Below are 14,806 nucleotides of genomic sequence, written 5' to 3' on the forward strand. Positions count from 1 at the left end.
GGCCCCCTGCCTAAATCCTTTGGGCCAGCGCCGCGACGACCCGCGACAGCCCGACCCCGTTCGACCCCTTGATGAGCACCGCGTCCCCGGCCCGCAGCATCGCTTCTAGCGACGCGCGCGCGGTGGCGGCGTCGGGCACATGGACCAATTCGACCCGACCCTCAAGCGCCCGTGCGAGCGGCGTCATCCCTTCACCGACAAGAAGCACCGCTTCGACGCCAGCCTCGGTCACCGGCACTGCAAGATCGGCATGGAAATCGTCCGACTGGTCGCCCAGTTCGCGCATCTCGCCCAGCACCGCCACGCGCCGCGCCGCCGGGGTTGCCGCCAGCACCGCCAGCGTCGCGCGCATCGACGCCGGGTTTGCATTGTAGCTCTCGTCGATCACCAGCGCCTCGCCGCCTGCGACCTTGGCCGCGAACCGCGCGCCGCGTCCGGCCAGCCCACCCATCTCGCCCAGCGCAAGGCCCGCCTGCTCCAGGTCGCCACCCGCCGCATCGACCGCCGCCAGCACCGCCATCGCATTGGCGACCCAATGGTCGCCCGGCTGCGACAGGGTAAAGCTCAGCGTTTTCTCAGTCCCGATCTTCGCGGTCACGAAGGTGCCGCCCGGCTGCCCGTGCATCACCTCGACCGCGCGCACGTCCGCGCCATTGCCCAGGCCAAAGGTCACGATCCGCGCGGCATGGCCCGTCGCCGCGGCGATCAGCCGGTCGCGATGCGGGCTGTCGAACGGCACGATCGCCGTCCCGCCCGGCACCAGCCCCTGGAAAATCTCGCCCTTGGCGTCGGCAATCGCTTCTTCGCTGTCGAAGAATTCGGTGTGCGCGGGCGCGATTGTGGTGACGATCGCGATGTGCGGCCGCACCATATGGGTCAGCGCCAGCAGCTCGCCAGCATGGTTCATCCCCATCTCGAACACGCCGAACCGCGTATCGCGCGGCATCCGCGAAAGGCTCAGCGGCACGCCGGTATGGTTGTTGTAGCTCTTGACCGAACGATGCGCCTGCCCCGGATCGGGCCGGTCGAGGCACGCGAACAGAGCCTCCTTGGTCCCGGTCTTGCCGACCGAACCGGTGACGCCGATCACAACGCCAGTCATTCGCTTGCGGCTGGCGCGGGCGAGGTTTTCGAGCGCGACGGTCGTGTCGCCGGTCAGGACATGCGGGTGCGGCGTGTCGTGCGACACGACGGCCCCCCGCCGCCCCGCTGGCGAAGGCCTGCTCCAGAAACTTGTGCCCGTCGGTGGTTTCCCCCGTCAGCGCAAAGAACAGTGCGCCCGGCCCTACCTCCCGGCTGTCGAACGCGACCGCCTCGACCTCGAACTCGGCAGACGCCGCCCCGCCCGTCGCCGCCGCGATCTCGACCGAGGTCCAGAGTGGCGCACTCACGCTGCCGCCTCGCGCGCGACGCTGACATCGTCGAACGGCAGCACCATGTCGCCCACGATCTGGCCCTGTTCATGTCCCTTGCCGGCGATCAGCACGATATCCTCCGGCCCCGCCGCCGCGATCGCAGCCTCGATGGCTGCACGCCGGTCGCCGATCTCGGTCGCCTGCGGACAGCCCTTTCGCACCGCATGCCGGATCGACGCGGCATCCTCGCCGCGCGGGTTGTCGTCGGTGACGATCACCAGATCCGCGCCCGCAGCCGCCGCCTGTCCCATCGGTTCGCGTTTGCCCGGATCGCGGTCGCCGCCTGCGCCGAAGACGAGGATCAATCGTCCCGCCGCATGCGGCTTCAACGCGGAAATCGCCGCTTCGATCGCGTCGGGGGTGTGCGCATAATCGACATAGACCGGAGCCCCGGTCCGGCTGATCGCCGCCCGCTCCAGTCGCCCCCGCACCGGCTGCAACCGCGCCAGGTTCGCAAAGGTCTGCGCCGGATCGCCCCCGGTGGCGATCACCAGCCCCGCCGCAATCAGCGCATTGGCAGCCTGATATCCGCCGATCAGGGGCAGCCCGACGCGATGCTCGACGCCCCCGAACGCGATCACCAGCTTCTGGTCGAGCAACGTCGGCGCCCGCGACACCAGCCGGATCGTGTCGCCATGTTCGCCGACCGTGATGATGCGGTTGCCGCGCATCCGGGCGATGTCGATCACCCGTTCGCTATGCGGATCGTCGGCCCACACGACTGCCGTCCCATTGGGATCGAGCACATCGGCGAACAGCCGCAGCTTGGCGGTAAAATAGTCCGCCATGTCCTTGTGATAGTCGAGGTGATCGCGGCTCAGATTGGTGAACGCCGCCGCGCGCACCGGCAGTCCTTCGGTGCGATATTGCGACAGGCCGTGGCTCGACGCCTCGAACGCCAGATGCGTCACGCCTTCGCGGGCAAGTCCCGCGACATTCGACAGGAAGGTGACGACATCCGGCGTGGTCAATCCGGTCGACACCATCTCCCCCGCCGTGGTGACCCCCAAAGTCCCGATCGACGCGGCATGATGCCCCGCCATCCGCCACAATTGCCGCACCATCTCGACGGTCGACGTCTTGCCGTTGGTCCCGGTGACGGCGACGGATGTTTCCGGGAACGGGGCGTAAAAGCGCGCCGCGATCCGCGCGAATTCGGTGCGCGGATGGTCGCTCGCGATATGCGCCGCGCCTTCCACCTTCACCTCGGGCCGGGCGACGATGGCGACCGCGCCCCGCGCCACCGCCTCCGCTATGAAATCCTCGCCGTTGAAGCGGGTGCCGCGGAACGCGCCGAACACCGTGCCAGGGGCGATCTTGCGATGGTCGATGGCAAAGCCGGTGACGATGTCCTGCTCGTCGCCGCCGGTCAGGTCTGCGAGCTTCACTCGTCCGCCCCCGCGCCGAGCGCGGCGGGCGCGGTCTTGTTCTTCGCCTCCGCCTTCCACAGCAGCGGGGTGAGATCGGCGACATCGACGTCGCGGCGCTCGTCGGGCACCACGCCCAGCATCGCGCCGGTGCGCATCACGACGCGGTTGACGACGGGGGCCGCAGTCCACCCTGCAGTGGACTGGCCTGCGGACTCGGCATTACCGATCGGCGAATCAAGCATCACCAGCACCACATAGCGCGGTGCGTCCATCGGGAAAGCCGCCGCGAACGTCGAGACGTTCTTGTTGCGCTGATATCCGCCGCGTCCCGGCACTTCGGCGGTGCCGGTCTTGCCCCCGACGCGATAGCCGGGCGCATCCGCCTTGCTGCCCGTGCCATGGGTGACGATCAGCCGCATCAGCTGGCGCATCCGCGCGCTGGTCGCCTCCGAAATCACCCGGCGACCCACCGGTGCCTTGCCCGGCTCGACCTTCTTGAGCGTCGCGGGACGCCATACCCCACCATTCACCATCGCGGCATAGGCGCTGGCCAGATGCAGCGGCGTAACCGCGATGCCATGACCATAGGCAGTGGTCATCACCGTCGTGCGCGCCCAGTATTTCGGCCAGATCGGCCCGGCCACCCCACCCAGCTCGATCGGCGCCTTGGTGTCGAAGCCAAGGCGGCTGAACATCTCTGCCATCCGGTCCTTGCCCAGTTCGTCGGCGATCCGCGCCGTCACGATGTTCGACGAATGGATCAGCGTCTCGGGGATGTTGAGCCAGCGCTTCTGCGCGTGATCGTCGCGGATCCGGAACCCGCCGACCTGCAGCGGTTCGGTGGCATCATAGCGCTTCGACATCGACGGCGCGACGCCGGTCTCGATCGCGAACGCCATCGCCAGCGGCTTGAAGGTCGACCCCAGCTCATAGACACTCTGCGTCACATTGTTCCGGAAATGCTCCGGGTTCGCACCCTTGACGTTGTTCGGGTTGAAGGTGGGAAGCGACGTCATCGCCACCACCTCGCCCGACGCGACATCAAGGATCACCCCAGCCGCGCCCTGCGCCTGGAAACTCGTCATCGCCGCGCCCAGCTCGCTCTCCAGCGCGGCCTGCGCGCGCAGATCGATCGACAGGGCCACCGGTCGCCCGCGTTGCGCCGGATCGGTCAGCTGGCGGTCCAGGATATGCTCCATTCCGCTCACGCCCTTGCCGTCGAAATCGACAAAGCCCAGCGCGTGCGCAGCCAGCGTCGCCTGCGGGTAAAGGCGCTGCGGCTCGCGCGCGAACTCGATCCCCGGCTCACCCAGCGCGTGAACGGCGGCGACCAGCTCCGGCACCGCGCGGCGCTGAAGATAGGTGAATTTCGCGCCGCTGTTGAGCAGCTTGGCATATTCGCCGGCGCTCTTCCCGGGCAGCGTTGCAGCCAGCATCTGCGCCAGCGCCGCCTTGTCGCCGATCACCCGATCCGGGCGCACGCCGATCGACCAGGCGTCGATCGTCCGCGCGAGCGGCGCGCCGTTGCGATCGACCAGGTCGCCGCGCAGCGGCACCAGCATCGCATTGACGCTCGGCGCGCGTTGCGGCTCGGCGAAAACCGCCAGCAGCGCCAGTCGCCCGACGATCACCGCAAACGCCGCGGCGAACAAGAGGGTCAGGATCATCAGCCGCACATGCGCGACCGCAATCGGCGACGCGCCTCTGCCGTCGCGCGTGCGGATCCGCTGTGCAGGGGCGACGAGGACCGTCACCGCAACTTGCGCGCCTCGGCACGGACGCCCTGCATCAGGTCGCCAAAGCTCGAATCCTTGAGCAATTTGCTGTCCAGCGACGCGACCGCCGCATCCTTTGCTACCACCGGGGCCGGGGCGGCTGCACGCTTGGGTTTGGCGACGGCGGCGACTGCGACGGGTGCCGGCGCAGCCCGCTCGGCCACTACCGCCTTGACCGGAGCCACCGCGTCGTTCGCCACCTTCGCACCCGCAACGACTTCGGGCAGACCCTGCGGCACGACCATCGCGGCATAGCGCTCGGCGGTGCCGTCACCTTCCATCGGGCGGAGGCCGGCCAGTTCGGTATCGCTCGCCAGGAACTGGCGGGGGTCGGTGCGGTGTAACGCATCACCTCCCCGTTCCAGCGCTCGAGCTGGGCCAGGTTCGCGCGCGTGTCGAACTCTGTCTCCAGACCGCGGATATCCTTGTGCGCCTTCAGGATCGCGCGCTCGACAGCCTCGACCTTCGACCGTTCGGCCGCGACCTGCGACGACACCAGATAACAGGCCGGTGCCACGACGACACCGGTCAGGAACCATCCGAAGCCGCTCAACGCCTTGATCGCCATAACCGCCTCCTCAACTCCATGCCGGTGCCGCGGTGCGTCGCGCGACGCGCAACGTCGCCGACCGGGCACGCGGGTTCACCGCTATCTCGTCCTCGCCGGCCCGAACCGCCTTTGCGGGCGGTTCGAAACTCGGCGCCTGTTCCGCCGCGACCATCGGGCGATGCCGCGATCCGGTCGGCTCGCTCCCGCTGCGTTCGCGCAGGAATTTCTTGACCATCCGGTCCTCCAGGCTGTGGAATGTCACCACCGCCAGCCGCCCGCCGGGCTTCAATGCCCGTTCGGCCGCAGCCAGCCCTTCCTCAAGCTCGTCGAGCTCGCGGTTGAGGTGAATCCGGATCGCCTGGAAGGTCCGGGTGGCCGGGTCCTTCTTCTCATGCGGACGGTACCCAAGGGCCCGCCGCACCACATTTGCCAGGTCCCCCGTGCGCGTAAGGGGCCGTGCCTTCACAATCGCTTGTGCCACACGTCGGGCCTGCTTTTCTTCCCCGTAATTCCGCAATATCGTGGTTAAATCAGACTCACTGATTTCGTTAACCAATTCGGCCGCGGTCATGCCCGACTGGCTCATCCGCATGTCGAGCGGACCGTCCGATTGAAAGCTGAATCCCCGATCCGCCTGGTCGAGCTGCATCGACGACACGCCGATATCCAGCGTCACGCCATCGACGGGCGACAGCCCGCGCGCGTCCAGCTCGCGGTCCATCGCAGAGAACGGCGACTGGATCAGGATCAGGCGATTTTCGCTCGCGTCCACAAGGGCTTGACCGCCTTCGATCGCGCTTGGGTCGCGGTCGAAGGCGGCCACCTCGGCGCCCCGCTCGAGGAACGCGCGCGTATAGCCGCCGGCGCCGAACGTCCCATCGACGTGGCGCTCGCCGGGCTGGATGGCGAGGGCGTCGAGCACCTCGGCCAGCATCACCGGAATATGTGGACGATCAGGGTTAACGGCGTCGTGGGTCAGGGGCGCGGTCACAGCGTCACCCCCTTTTCTTCCAGACAGTAGCGGCACGCCGCCTTGATCTGTTCGGAGATAGTCGGATGGTCGAGCAGGGTGCGCGGGTTCCACACCTCGATCGTCGCGCCGACCCCCATGAAAAAGGCGTAGCTGCCCTTCGGGATCCCCGCGAGGTGCCCCAGCATCCCCGGCAGCACGAAGCGGCCGGAGGGGTCGAATGCGATATTCTCGCTCGTCCCCACGCCGTCGCGCCAGATATTGGCATCGGCCTGACCGCGATCGCCCGCAAACTCGGTCGCGCGCGCGTCGAGCCGCTCCATCAGCGAGTCGAAATAGGGCTCGTCATAGGCGACCAGGCACTTGTCGGTTTCGGATGTCGACAGGATCGCGACGCGGGCGTCCTTGCTGTCGGTCGGGTGGCCGCTGTTCTTCTCCAGCGTCGCACGCAGCCCGGCGGGGATGGCGACACGACCCTTGTCGTCCACCAGCTGTAAGCCAACCCCTCTGTAGCCGCTGCGTGCCACTCTGCCCCTTGCTCCCCGGGCATGCCTTTTCCGCCTCCGGGTGCACGCCATCGCGCACCCCGGACCCATGATGGCCGACGATAAAGGTTACCCTGTTAGTCACCGGCCTATCGCAAGCGACTTGGGTTTTCAATGCCTGAACTCGGGATTTCGCGGTAATTTGCCCCACTTCGTGCCTCGGCTTACCGTCGTTTTCACTTCATTCGTTAAGTGAGCACCTTATGTTCCGCGCAGTTTTTGGGGGGGACATCGGGGTGTGCGCCGGGAATCGGGCATGAATGGCGGTCAGTGGCGGCGATTCCCGTCGTTTCCCGCGCGATGGCGGCGAGTCCCGGGCGGCGGGCGCTCATTCGCCCTCGGGGCGCGCGGGGTCGATATCGGGTGCGGGGCTTTCGGCGGTACGCGGAGCAATGCCCAGTTCGGCGATCGGCTCGTCCTTCGGCGCGGTGGCGCTGTTGGTCACCATGCCCTCGGTCATGTTCGCGACCACCTCGGGCTTGGGTGCCCCTTCGGCCAGGACGGGTGCCTCTTCCTTGGCGGAGGAGAAGATCGCGCTCGCCACCCCGATCAGCAGCAGCACGGTGGCGAGGCCGGTCAGTCCGACGCGGACCCGCTGCATGCTCGACTGGGGATCTGAAGGTAATGACTTCATAAGCTGTGGCATAAATGTAACGCCTTCACAGCCTATTGTCGAATGGGATGTGCAGTGGCTCGCGACCCTAGGCCCCGCCCAACCCCTTCTCACGCAGCCATTCCGGGTTGTACAGCGTTGAAAGGTAACGGAATCCCGTATCGCACAGGATCGTCGCGACCCGCGCGCCCGGCCCCAGCTCGCGCCCCAGCCGCACCGCGCCCGCGACGTTGATCCCCGACGACAGCCCGAGGCACAGCCCTTCCTCGGCCAGCAGTCGGCGGACCCACTCCATCCCCTCTTCGTCGGAGATGCGGAACTGCGTGTCGATCGGCGCGCCCTCCAGGTTTGCGGTGATCCGCCCCTGACCGATGCCCTCCGCGACCGACGACCCCTCGGCCTTCAGCTCACCGGTCGCATAATAGCTGTACAGCGCCGCGCCATGCGGGTCGGACAAGGCGATCCGCACCTTCTCGTCCTTTTCCTTGAGGCCCAGCCCGACGCCCGCGATCGTTCCACCGGTCCCCGCCGAGCAGGTAAACCCGTCGATCCGACCCTCCATCTGGGTCCAGATCTCTTCTGCAGTTCCCACGATATGCGCGCGGCGATTGGCGATATTGTCAAACTGGTTCGCCCATATCGCGTTCGGCGTCTCCTCGGCGATGCGGCGCGAGGTGTGCACGAAATGGCCGGGGTTGGAGTAAGGCGCGGCCGGCACCAGTACCAGCTCGGCACCCAGCGCGCGCAGCGTGTCCATCTTCTCGCGGCTCTGCGTCTCGGGCATGACGATGATCGTCTTGTAGCCTTTGGCATTGGCGACCAGCGCCAGCCCGATCCCGGTATTGCCCGCCGTCCCCTCGACAATCGTTCCGCCCGGCGCGATCAGCCCGCGCGCTTCGGCATCCTCGACGATGAACAGCGCCGCGCGATCCTTCACGCTCGCACCGGGATTGGCGAATTCGCACTTCCCGAAAATGTCGCATCCAGCCGCTTCACTCGGCCCCTTGAGCCGGACCAGCGGCGTGTTTCCGATCAGCGCGATCGTATCTTTGGCTACCATAGACCCTCGTTAGCCGCGCCTGCCCGCCCCGGGCAAGCAAGCGAAACTATGCCGCGACGCCGGCCTGCTTCAGATGCGGCCCCAGTCGCCCGGTCAGCCACAGAAAGAACATGCGGTAATCGCTGCCCAGCGACCAGAGCGGGTAGGTAAAGGTCGCCGGCCGGTTCTTCTCCACCCCGAAATGCGCGCCCCACGCAAAGCCGTACCCCCGCCAACGGGATCGCCAGCAGCCACCACGCGCTCCACGCCACCCCCGCCGCCAGCGCCACGAAGGTCAGCGCCGTCCCGGCATAATGCAACGCCCGCGTCTGCGGCCTGGCATGCTCGCGCAGATAATAGGGCCAGAAGTCGGCATAGCGGGTAATCGCGCGGGCCATGCGGGAATGCTAGGACGACGGCGTGTCGCAATCAACTCCACCCCGCAAGGCAAGCTTCCCGCCCGTCGCCGACTCCCGCACCCGCGTCCTCATCTGCGGCAGCCTCCCCGGCGACCGCAGCCTTGCCGCCCAGCAATATTACGCCCACCCCCAGAACCAGTTCTGGCGCCTGATCGCCGCCGTCATCGACCGCACAGACCTCCCCGCCCTGTCCTACGAAGCCCGCCTCGCCGCGCTCCGCGACGCGCGCATCGGCTTGTGGGACGCGGTCGCCAGCGCCACCCGCCCGGGCAGCACCGACGCGGCAATCGCCGCGGCAGAGCCCAACGACCTCCCCACCCTCGCCGCCACCCTGCCCGATCTGCGCGCCATCGCCTTCAACGGCACCACCGCCCACCGCCTCGGCCTGCGCGCGCTCGGCACGGCGGCGGGGAAGTGGATGATCCTTGCCCTTCCCTCGTCCAGCCCGCTCCACACGGCCGGCCTGGCGGCGAAGCTGCCGGCATGGCTGGGATTGCGGGAGGTTTTGGGGAGTTGAACGGGCGGGTCTGCTGTGCCCCCTGATCCGGCCACTCGCGGGGTTCGCAATGACTCCCGAAACCTGCCGCGCGGCCTGTGCCGGACCGGCGCTGCGTCTGGCGAGATCAGCTTGCATTCCCTGGTTGCAGCCTGAACGACCGGCAACCCCGCAGAACCTACCCCCTGTCCAACATCGTCAGCAGTCGCCGCGCATCCCAGGCCTCGCGCAGGAGCAGGCCTTCGTCGAGCAGCCGCTGAAAGCCCGGTTCGTCGAGCGGGGCGGCGAAGAGATAGCCCTGGCCGACCGAGCAGCCCAGCGCCAGCATGATCGCACGCTCGGCCTCCGTCTCGATCCCCTCGGCGACGACGCGGATGTCGAGCGCGGCACCGAGCTTGATGATGCCTTCGACGATGACCCGCTTGGCCACGCTGTGCGCGAGGTCGTGCACGAAGCTGCGATCGACCTTGATCTCGCTGAGCGGGAAGCTCTCCAGATAGCGCAGGTTGGAGTAGCCGGTGCCGAAATCGTCGATCGAGATGCCGACTCCCATGTGCCGCAGATCTTCGAACGCGCGGCGGATGTTCGCCGGTTCGGGGATCATCAGATTCTCGGTGAGTTCGAGCGTGAGCCACTCCGCGCGACACCCGGTCGCGTCGAGCACCTGCCGCACCACGGCGACCATGTCGCGCTGCATGAACTCCATCACCGATACGTTGAGCGAGAAGCGGATCGGGGTGTGGCGGCACTGATTGACCTGCACGGCATGGGCGGCGAGCATCTGAAGACCCCAGGCGCCAATGTCGAGGATCGCCCCGGTTTCCTCCGCGATTCCGATGAAGCGGGCCGGCGGCTGCAGTCCGAAGGCGCCGTGGTTCCAGCGCAGCAGCGCCTCGGCCCCGACCAGCTCGCCGGTGGCGAGATCGACCTGGGGCTGGTAGTGAAACAGCAGCTCCTGATTGGCGGCAGCCATGCGCAATTCGCTGGCCAGCCGGATGCGGTTGCGCGCATCGCGCTCGTCCGCATCGACAAAGGCATGGGGCGGGTAGCCGGGGGTGGTCTTTGACCGCTGGAGCGCCGCACCGGCCTGTCGCACGAGCGCGCGCGGCTCCGCGCCGGCCGAGCCCAGCGTATAACCGGCGGCGAACTGGACCGCGAGCGATGCGCCAGGCAGGACGAAGCGCGGCTTGAGCAGTTCGACGATGTCGTCGACCACGCCGGCGGCGCGGCGCGGATCGTCCAGTTCGAACGCGAGCGCGAAACTGTTGCTGCCGATCCGCGCCACGGCCGCCGCCGGGAGCGTCGCCAGCCGCGCGGCGGCCGAGCGAATGAGCGCATCGCCGACGTCGTAGCCGAAGCCGTTATTGACGTCGTGGAACCGGACGATGTCGGTCTTGACCACCAGCACGGCGCCGGTCGCCGACGCGGTCAGCCCGGCGATCCGGTCGAGCAGCCCATAGCGGTCGAACAGGCCGGTGAGGCGGTCGATGCCCGCTTCATGCGTCACGTCGCGGATCAGGCCGACGAAATGGGTGACCTGCCCGCTATCGTCGCGCAGCGGAAGCAGGCGCAGTGCACTGCGGAACATCGTACCGTCGCGGCGGTAGTTGCGGATCGTCACCGCGCACGGACGGCCATCGGCCAGCGCGTCGCGGATTTCGGCGATCTCGGGCTGAAGCCGGTCGCTGCCCTGAAGATAGCGACAATTCTTGCCGATCGCCTCCTCGGCGGAATAGCCGGTGATCGCCGTGAAGGCGGAGTTCACCGCCACGATCGGCTGGCCGCGCATGCGCATGTCGGCGACCATCACGCCGTCCGTGCACTGCGCCACCGCGAGTGCGGCGGCGGACGCCGGGGGTGGCGACACCACCTCCGGCACCGTCACGGGCACCGCTGCGCGCCGGCTGTTCCAGAATTTCATCGCCGCGTTCCCTGCGTTGCGAAGCGCCCGACCCGGTTCAAGACAACAGCATGTCGAGCGGCACGAGCCCGGCCACGAACGCGATCTGCATCGCCTGCGCCAGGGTGCGTACATTGAGCCGGGTCATCATTCCGGCGCGATAGAGTTCGACCGTCCGGGGGCTGAGGCCCAGCGTATGCGCGATCTGCTTGTTGCTGCGACCGGCGGCGAGCCCGGTGAGCACGTCGCGCTGGCGGGGGGCAAGATTTTCGACCCGGGCGCGGCATTGCGCGACGAGCAGCGCATAGGCCGCATTCGCGCTGCGGCCAGCCGATGCGGCTCGCCTCGACGTTTTCGGGGTGGGACGGGTTGCAATTTGCTCGGCGCGTTGAACGTGCATGGCATGACCTCCGGCCCCGAAGTTGCGGCCATGGGGCTGGCGCTTCAACGGCGAGGGGGCGGCGGTTCAGGACATAATGGCGGCGCTTTTGTCGCCTTGCCCTGTGGTCTGGAACCGCAGGCGATATTGGAGCGGCGCGACGCCGATCCGGCGCAGAAAGGCTCGGCGAAGCGTGGTCGTCGATCCGAAGCCCGCGGCGTGGGCGATTGCCTTGATTGGCGCGTCGCTCTCCTCGAGCAACCGCCGCGCGATATCGATCCGGGTGAGTTCGACATAGGCGGCGGCACTCGTTCCGAGCTGTTCGCGACACAGCCGCGACAGATGCCGCGGGCTGGTCCCGGCGACGGTCGCCAGCGCGGCGAGATCCAGCGGCGCGCGGGGGGTTTTCGAGAATATGCAATCGCACCTTGTCAAGCGGACGGGTGCCGGCGCTCTGCGCGGTCAGCGCGTCGCTGAATTGCGACTGGCCGCCGGGGCGCTTCAGAAAGACGACCAGTCGGCGTGCTGCATAGAGCGCGAGCGCGCGGCCGTGATCCTCCTCGATTAGCGAGAAGGCCAGGTCGATCGCTGCGGTCACTCCGGCCGAACTGAACACTGGCCCATCGCGGACGAAGATACGGTCGGGTTCGACATGGATATCGGGGTAAGCAAGCGCGAGGTGGTCGGCATATTGCCAGTGCGTGGTGACACGCCGCCCGGACAGCAGGCCCGCATCGGCGAGCAGGAACGCCCCGGTGCAGGTCGAGCCGTAACGCCGTGCCGTGCGCGCCTGCCTGCGCAACCAGTCCGCGACCGCGGCGTTCGGCGCGCGCGGAACCCCAAAGGGACCAATCACGATCAAAGTATCGCTAGGCTCCGTCGCCTGTTCGACCCCTGCATCGGGAAGCACCGTGGAGCCGGACGCGCATTTCAGCGGAGTGCCGTGTTCGGTGACCAGGCGAACAATGTAGGGCGGCCGGGATTGCAGCTTGCAGTTCGCCTCGAACAACGCGTCCTGAACGCCGGCGATCTCCAGCAAATGCGCATTGAGCGGAGCAAATATGGTGACGAGCACGGCTTTTGAAGCCTCCTGAGCGATCGGCGGCGCCGATCGTTCACACTATACGCCCCAAATACCCGCGATCCAACGCAGCGCTGGTGCTGATCGCTCGGAAGGGGAGATGGATGACCAATTGCGGGTCGGTGCAGCTGACAGCCGCCGTCCGGCAACCGGCCGCATTCCCGCTTCGCCCCCCTTTCCTACAATCCCCGATCCGGCATATCTCGTCCGTCCCTTGTCGCACCGCCGGGACGCCCCATGCCGCTCTCCCATCCCCTCGCCCGCAGCCTCGTCGGCACCCCCACGCGCACCTTTCACCCGCGCATGACACATGCCTCTTTTCGTCAGGTTCCCCACCAAACACTGTCAGGCACTGTCCGCCCGCAACCGCGTGACTTCGCCCCCGCGTTCCGCTATTGTTCCGCCATGCCCGACCCGGCGTTCCTCGATCTTCCGCCCCGCCCGCTGCGCTGGCTCTATCTCGATCTCAACAGCTATTTCGCGGCGGTCGAGCAGCAGCTGAACCCCGATCTGCGCGGGAAGCCGATCATCGTCGCCCCGGTCGCCAGCGACACCACCGTCGCCATCGCCGCATCGGTTCAGGCCAAGAAATACGGCATCCGCACCGGCACCCCGGTGTGGGAGGCGAAGCGGCTGTGCCGCGACCTGATCGTCACCCCCGGCCAGCACGAGAAGTACGTCGAGTTTCACGAGGCGATCGTCGCCGAGATCTGGAAGCACATCCCCGTCACCGCCGTCTGCTCGATCGACGAGGTCGCGTGCCGTCTCCTCGACAACGAAAACGACGCCGAAACCGCGATGGCGCTCGCCCGGCGGATCAAGGCGGGGATCAGGGCGAATGTCGGCGAATGCCTGACCAGCTCGGTCGGCATCGCGCCCAACCGGCTGCTCGCCAAGCTCGCCAGCGACATGCAAAAGCCCGACGGCCTGACCGTGCTGACCCAGGACATGCTCCCCCACCGCCTGTTTGACCTCAAGCTGCGCGACATCGCGGGGATCGGCGCGAAGATGGAAAAGCGGCTAGCGCAGCAGGGCATTCTCGACATCGGCCAGCTCTGCGAACGCCGCCCGCGCGACGCCGGGTCGGCGTGGGGCGGGGTCAATGGCGACCGGCTCTGGTATCTCCTCCACGGCTTCGACCTGCCCGAAAAGCCGACCCAGAACCGGACCATCGGTCACAGCCACGTTCTGTCGCCGCGAAAGCGCGGCCTCGAACCCGTCCGCCTCACCGCGCGCCGCCTCGCGCTCAAATCCGCCAGCCGCTTGCGGCGCAAGGAATATGTCAGCCGCCTGCTGGTGCTCCATGCGAAATTCGAAGACGACAAATCCACCTGGCGCACCTCGATCAAACTGCCCGCGACGCAGGACAGCTTCACCGTCCTCGCCGCGCTCGACGCGATCTTCCCCCGGCTGGCCGAGGCGGGGCGCACCCGTCCCGGCGGCTTCGCGATCCGCTTGATCGGTGTGACCCTGGCGGAAATCGCACCACTGGGCGCGGCGCAGGAATCGCTGTTCGGCGCGCTCGACCCCAACGACCCGCTGGCGCGCGAAACCCGGACGCTGTCGCTCAGCAAGGCGATGGACCGAATCAACGAGAAATTCGGGCGGCACGCAGTGTCGGTGGGGCCAATGGACGGCAGCCGCACCGATCGCGTCGGCACCAAGATCGCCTTTGGTCGAATCCCGGATCTGGACGAGTTTCACGAGTGAAATCCGCATGAAACATGATATTGTAACGATGCGACGCAATATGCGTTGGGGCACTGTTATCCGTTATATCTTGACCGCCGATGTTGCGTGCGCAAAGGGATCACTCGCTATGAACATGCGTCTCCTCCCCGCCGCTGCGGTCGCGCTGCTCGCGTTGTCCGCTTGTAATCCCGAACCCGAAGTGATCAGCGAACGTGCGCCCGATCCGATGGAATCGCAGCTCGCCAATGCTGCGCCCGTCGAACTGCCGCCGGCGATCAAGGCGAGCGTGTCGATGCGCTGCCAGCCCGGTAACGCATTGGTCTTCGCCGAGTTCTTCCAGGGCGACAAGCTGGTCCGCCTCCGCACCGAAAAGGGCGGCACGCCGACCGACCTCAAGGCACCCGAAGCCGGCCAGCCCTTCGTCGCCGACGGCGGCTGGAAGCTGACCGGCAGCTCGGCATCGGCCACGGTCGAAATCCCGGGCAAGGGCACGCTCAGCTGCAAGGGCTGATCGCGACATCTCCGAATTCAACGAAAGAGCCGGAGAAATCCGGCTCTTTTT

13 protein-coding genes and 3 pseudogenes are annotated in these 14,806 nt (G+C 67.4%); 3 read left to right on the forward strand and 13 right to left on the reverse strand.

Going from position 1 to position 14,806, the window contains the following annotated elements:
- Positions 1-10: 10 nt before the first annotated feature.
- The 9 genes and pseudogenes from murF to LRS08_RS02375 form a co-directional block, all read right to left on the reverse strand.
- A pseudogene (gene murF / locus LRS08_RS02335) lies at positions 11-1,391 on the reverse strand (UDP-N-acetylmuramoyl-tripeptide--D-alanyl-D-alanine ligase).
- Positions 1,388-2,803 carry a UDP-N-acetylmuramoyl-L-alanyl-D-glutamate--2,6-diaminopimelate ligase gene (locus tag LRS08_RS02340; RefSeq protein WP_260481281.1) on the reverse strand — a complete coding sequence of 472 codons (1,416 nt, stop codon included), beginning with the start codon at positions 2,801-2,803 and terminating at the stop codon, positions 1,388-1,390. The pseudogene murF and the gene LRS08_RS02340 overlap by 4 nt, the downstream one beginning before the upstream one ends.
- Positions 2,800-4,539, reverse strand: a complete 1,740-nt coding sequence (locus LRS08_RS02345) for a penicillin-binding protein 2 (protein WP_257845074.1) — start codon at positions 4,537-4,539, stop codon at positions 2,800-2,802. Before LRS08_RS02345 ends, LRS08_RS02340 begins: the two co-directional genes overlap by 4 nt.
- Complete coding sequence (locus LRS08_RS02350) at positions 4,536-4,841, reverse strand: hypothetical protein (protein WP_257845073.1); 306 nt, start codon at positions 4,839-4,841, stop codon at positions 4,536-4,538. The genes LRS08_RS02345 and LRS08_RS02350 overlap by 4 nt, the downstream gene beginning before the upstream one ends.
- Before the next feature lie 297 nt (positions 4,842-5,138).
- Positions 5,139-6,101 (reverse strand): 16S rRNA (cytosine(1402)-N(4))-methyltransferase RsmH, encoded by a 963-nt coding sequence (rsmH, locus tag LRS08_RS02355; RefSeq protein WP_257845072.1) that lies wholly within the window; start codon positions 6,099-6,101, stop codon positions 5,139-5,141.
- Entirely contained in the window at positions 6,098-6,568 is a 471-nt protein-coding gene (locus tag LRS08_RS02360; protein WP_257845071.1) for a division/cell wall cluster transcriptional repressor MraZ, read from the reverse strand. Before LRS08_RS02360 ends, rsmH begins: the two co-directional genes overlap by 4 nt.
- 385 nt (positions 6,569-6,953) lie before the next feature.
- Complete coding sequence (locus tag LRS08_RS02365; protein ID WP_260481282.1) at positions 6,954-7,226, reverse strand: hypothetical protein; 273 nt, start codon at positions 7,224-7,226, stop codon at positions 6,954-6,956.
- Positions 7,227-7,326: 100 nt separating this feature from the next.
- Positions 7,327-8,298, reverse strand: coding sequence for a cysteine synthase A (locus LRS08_RS02370; RefSeq protein WP_257845069.1), 972 nt, complete (start codon positions 8,296-8,298; stop codon positions 7,327-7,329).
- A gap of 46 nt (positions 8,299-8,344) precedes the next feature.
- A pseudogene (locus LRS08_RS02375) lies at positions 8,345-8,675 on the reverse strand (Mpo1-like protein).
- Positions 8,676-8,697: 22 nt separating this feature from the next.
- On the opposite strand from LRS08_RS02375, the gene LRS08_RS02380 reads away from it, so the two are divergent.
- Entirely contained in the window at positions 8,698-9,213 is a 516-nt protein-coding gene (locus LRS08_RS02380) for a DNA-deoxyinosine glycosylase (RefSeq protein WP_257845067.1), read from the forward strand.
- 157 nt (positions 9,214-9,370) lie between these two features.
- On the opposite strand, the gene LRS08_RS02385 is transcribed toward LRS08_RS02380, so the two are convergent.
- The 4 genes and pseudogenes from LRS08_RS02385 to LRS08_RS20170 form a co-directional block, all read right to left on the reverse strand.
- Positions 9,371-11,113 carry a putative bifunctional diguanylate cyclase/phosphodiesterase gene (locus LRS08_RS02385; protein WP_257845066.1) on the reverse strand — a complete coding sequence of 581 codons (1,743 nt, stop codon included), beginning with the start codon at positions 11,111-11,113 and terminating at the stop codon, positions 9,371-9,373.
- Positions 11,114-11,150: 37 nt separating this feature from the next.
- A complete protein-coding gene (locus tag LRS08_RS02390) occupies positions 11,151-11,492 on the reverse strand; it encodes a response regulator transcription factor (protein WP_257845065.1) in 342 nt (113 codons plus the stop codon).
- A 66-nt stretch (positions 11,493-11,558) separates the two neighbouring features.
- Entirely contained in the window at positions 11,559-11,906 is a 348-nt protein-coding gene (locus tag LRS08_RS02395) for a helix-turn-helix domain-containing protein (RefSeq protein ID WP_260481283.1), read from the reverse strand.
- Positions 11,907-12,087: 181 nt separating this feature from the next.
- A pseudogene (locus tag LRS08_RS20170) lies at positions 12,088-12,546 on the reverse strand (GlxA family transcriptional regulator); the annotation flags it as partial.
- 411 nt (positions 12,547-12,957) lie between these two features.
- Between LRS08_RS20170 and LRS08_RS02405 the strand changes: the two are divergent.
- Together LRS08_RS02405 and LRS08_RS02410 are read left to right on the forward strand one after the other, a co-directional pair.
- On the forward strand, positions 12,958-14,262 hold the full coding sequence (locus tag LRS08_RS02405; RefSeq protein ID WP_257845063.1) for a type VI secretion protein ImpB: 1,305 nt from the start codon (positions 12,958-12,960) through the stop codon (positions 14,260-14,262).
- 109 nt (positions 14,263-14,371) lie between these two features.
- On the forward strand, positions 14,372-14,755 hold the full coding sequence (locus LRS08_RS02410) for a hypothetical protein (protein WP_374581034.1): 384 nt from the start codon (positions 14,372-14,374) through the stop codon (positions 14,753-14,755).
- Positions 14,756-14,806: the final 51 nt, after the last annotated feature.

The sequence above is a fragment of the Sphingomonas sp. J315 genome (assembly GCF_024666595.1).
Taxonomy (GTDB): Bacteria; Pseudomonadota; Alphaproteobacteria; order Sphingomonadales; family Sphingomonadaceae; genus Sphingomonas.

Bases quoted from the DNA above. Each gene is read 5' to 3' on its own strand.
- LRS08_RS02370 (WP_257845069.1), bottom strand. From the start codon at position 8,298: ATGGTAGCCAAAGATACGATCGCGCTGATCGGAAACACGCCGCTGGTC.
- LRS08_RS02385 (WP_257845066.1), bottom strand. From the start codon at position 11,113: ATGAAATTCTGGAACAGCCGGCGCGCAGCGGTGCCCGTGACGGTGCCG.
- LRS08_RS02410 (WP_374581034.1), top strand. From the start codon at position 14,372: ATGAACATGCGTCTCCTCCCCGCCGCTGCGGTCGCGCTGCTCGCGTTG.
- LRS08_RS02350 (WP_257845073.1), bottom strand. From the start codon at position 4,841: ATGGAAGGTGACGGCACCGCCGAGCGCTATGCCGCGATGGTCGTGCCG.
- LRS08_RS02405 (WP_257845063.1), top strand. From the start codon at position 12,958: ATGCCCGACCCGGCGTTCCTCGATCTTCCGCCCCGCCCGCTGCGCTGG.
- LRS08_RS02365 (WP_260481282.1), bottom strand. From the start codon at position 7,226: ATGCAGCGGGTCCGCGTCGGACTGACCGGCCTCGCCACCGTGCTGCTG.
- LRS08_RS02390 (WP_257845065.1), bottom strand. From the start codon at position 11,492: ATGCACGTTCAACGCGCCGAGCAAATTGCAACCCGTCCCACCCCGAAA.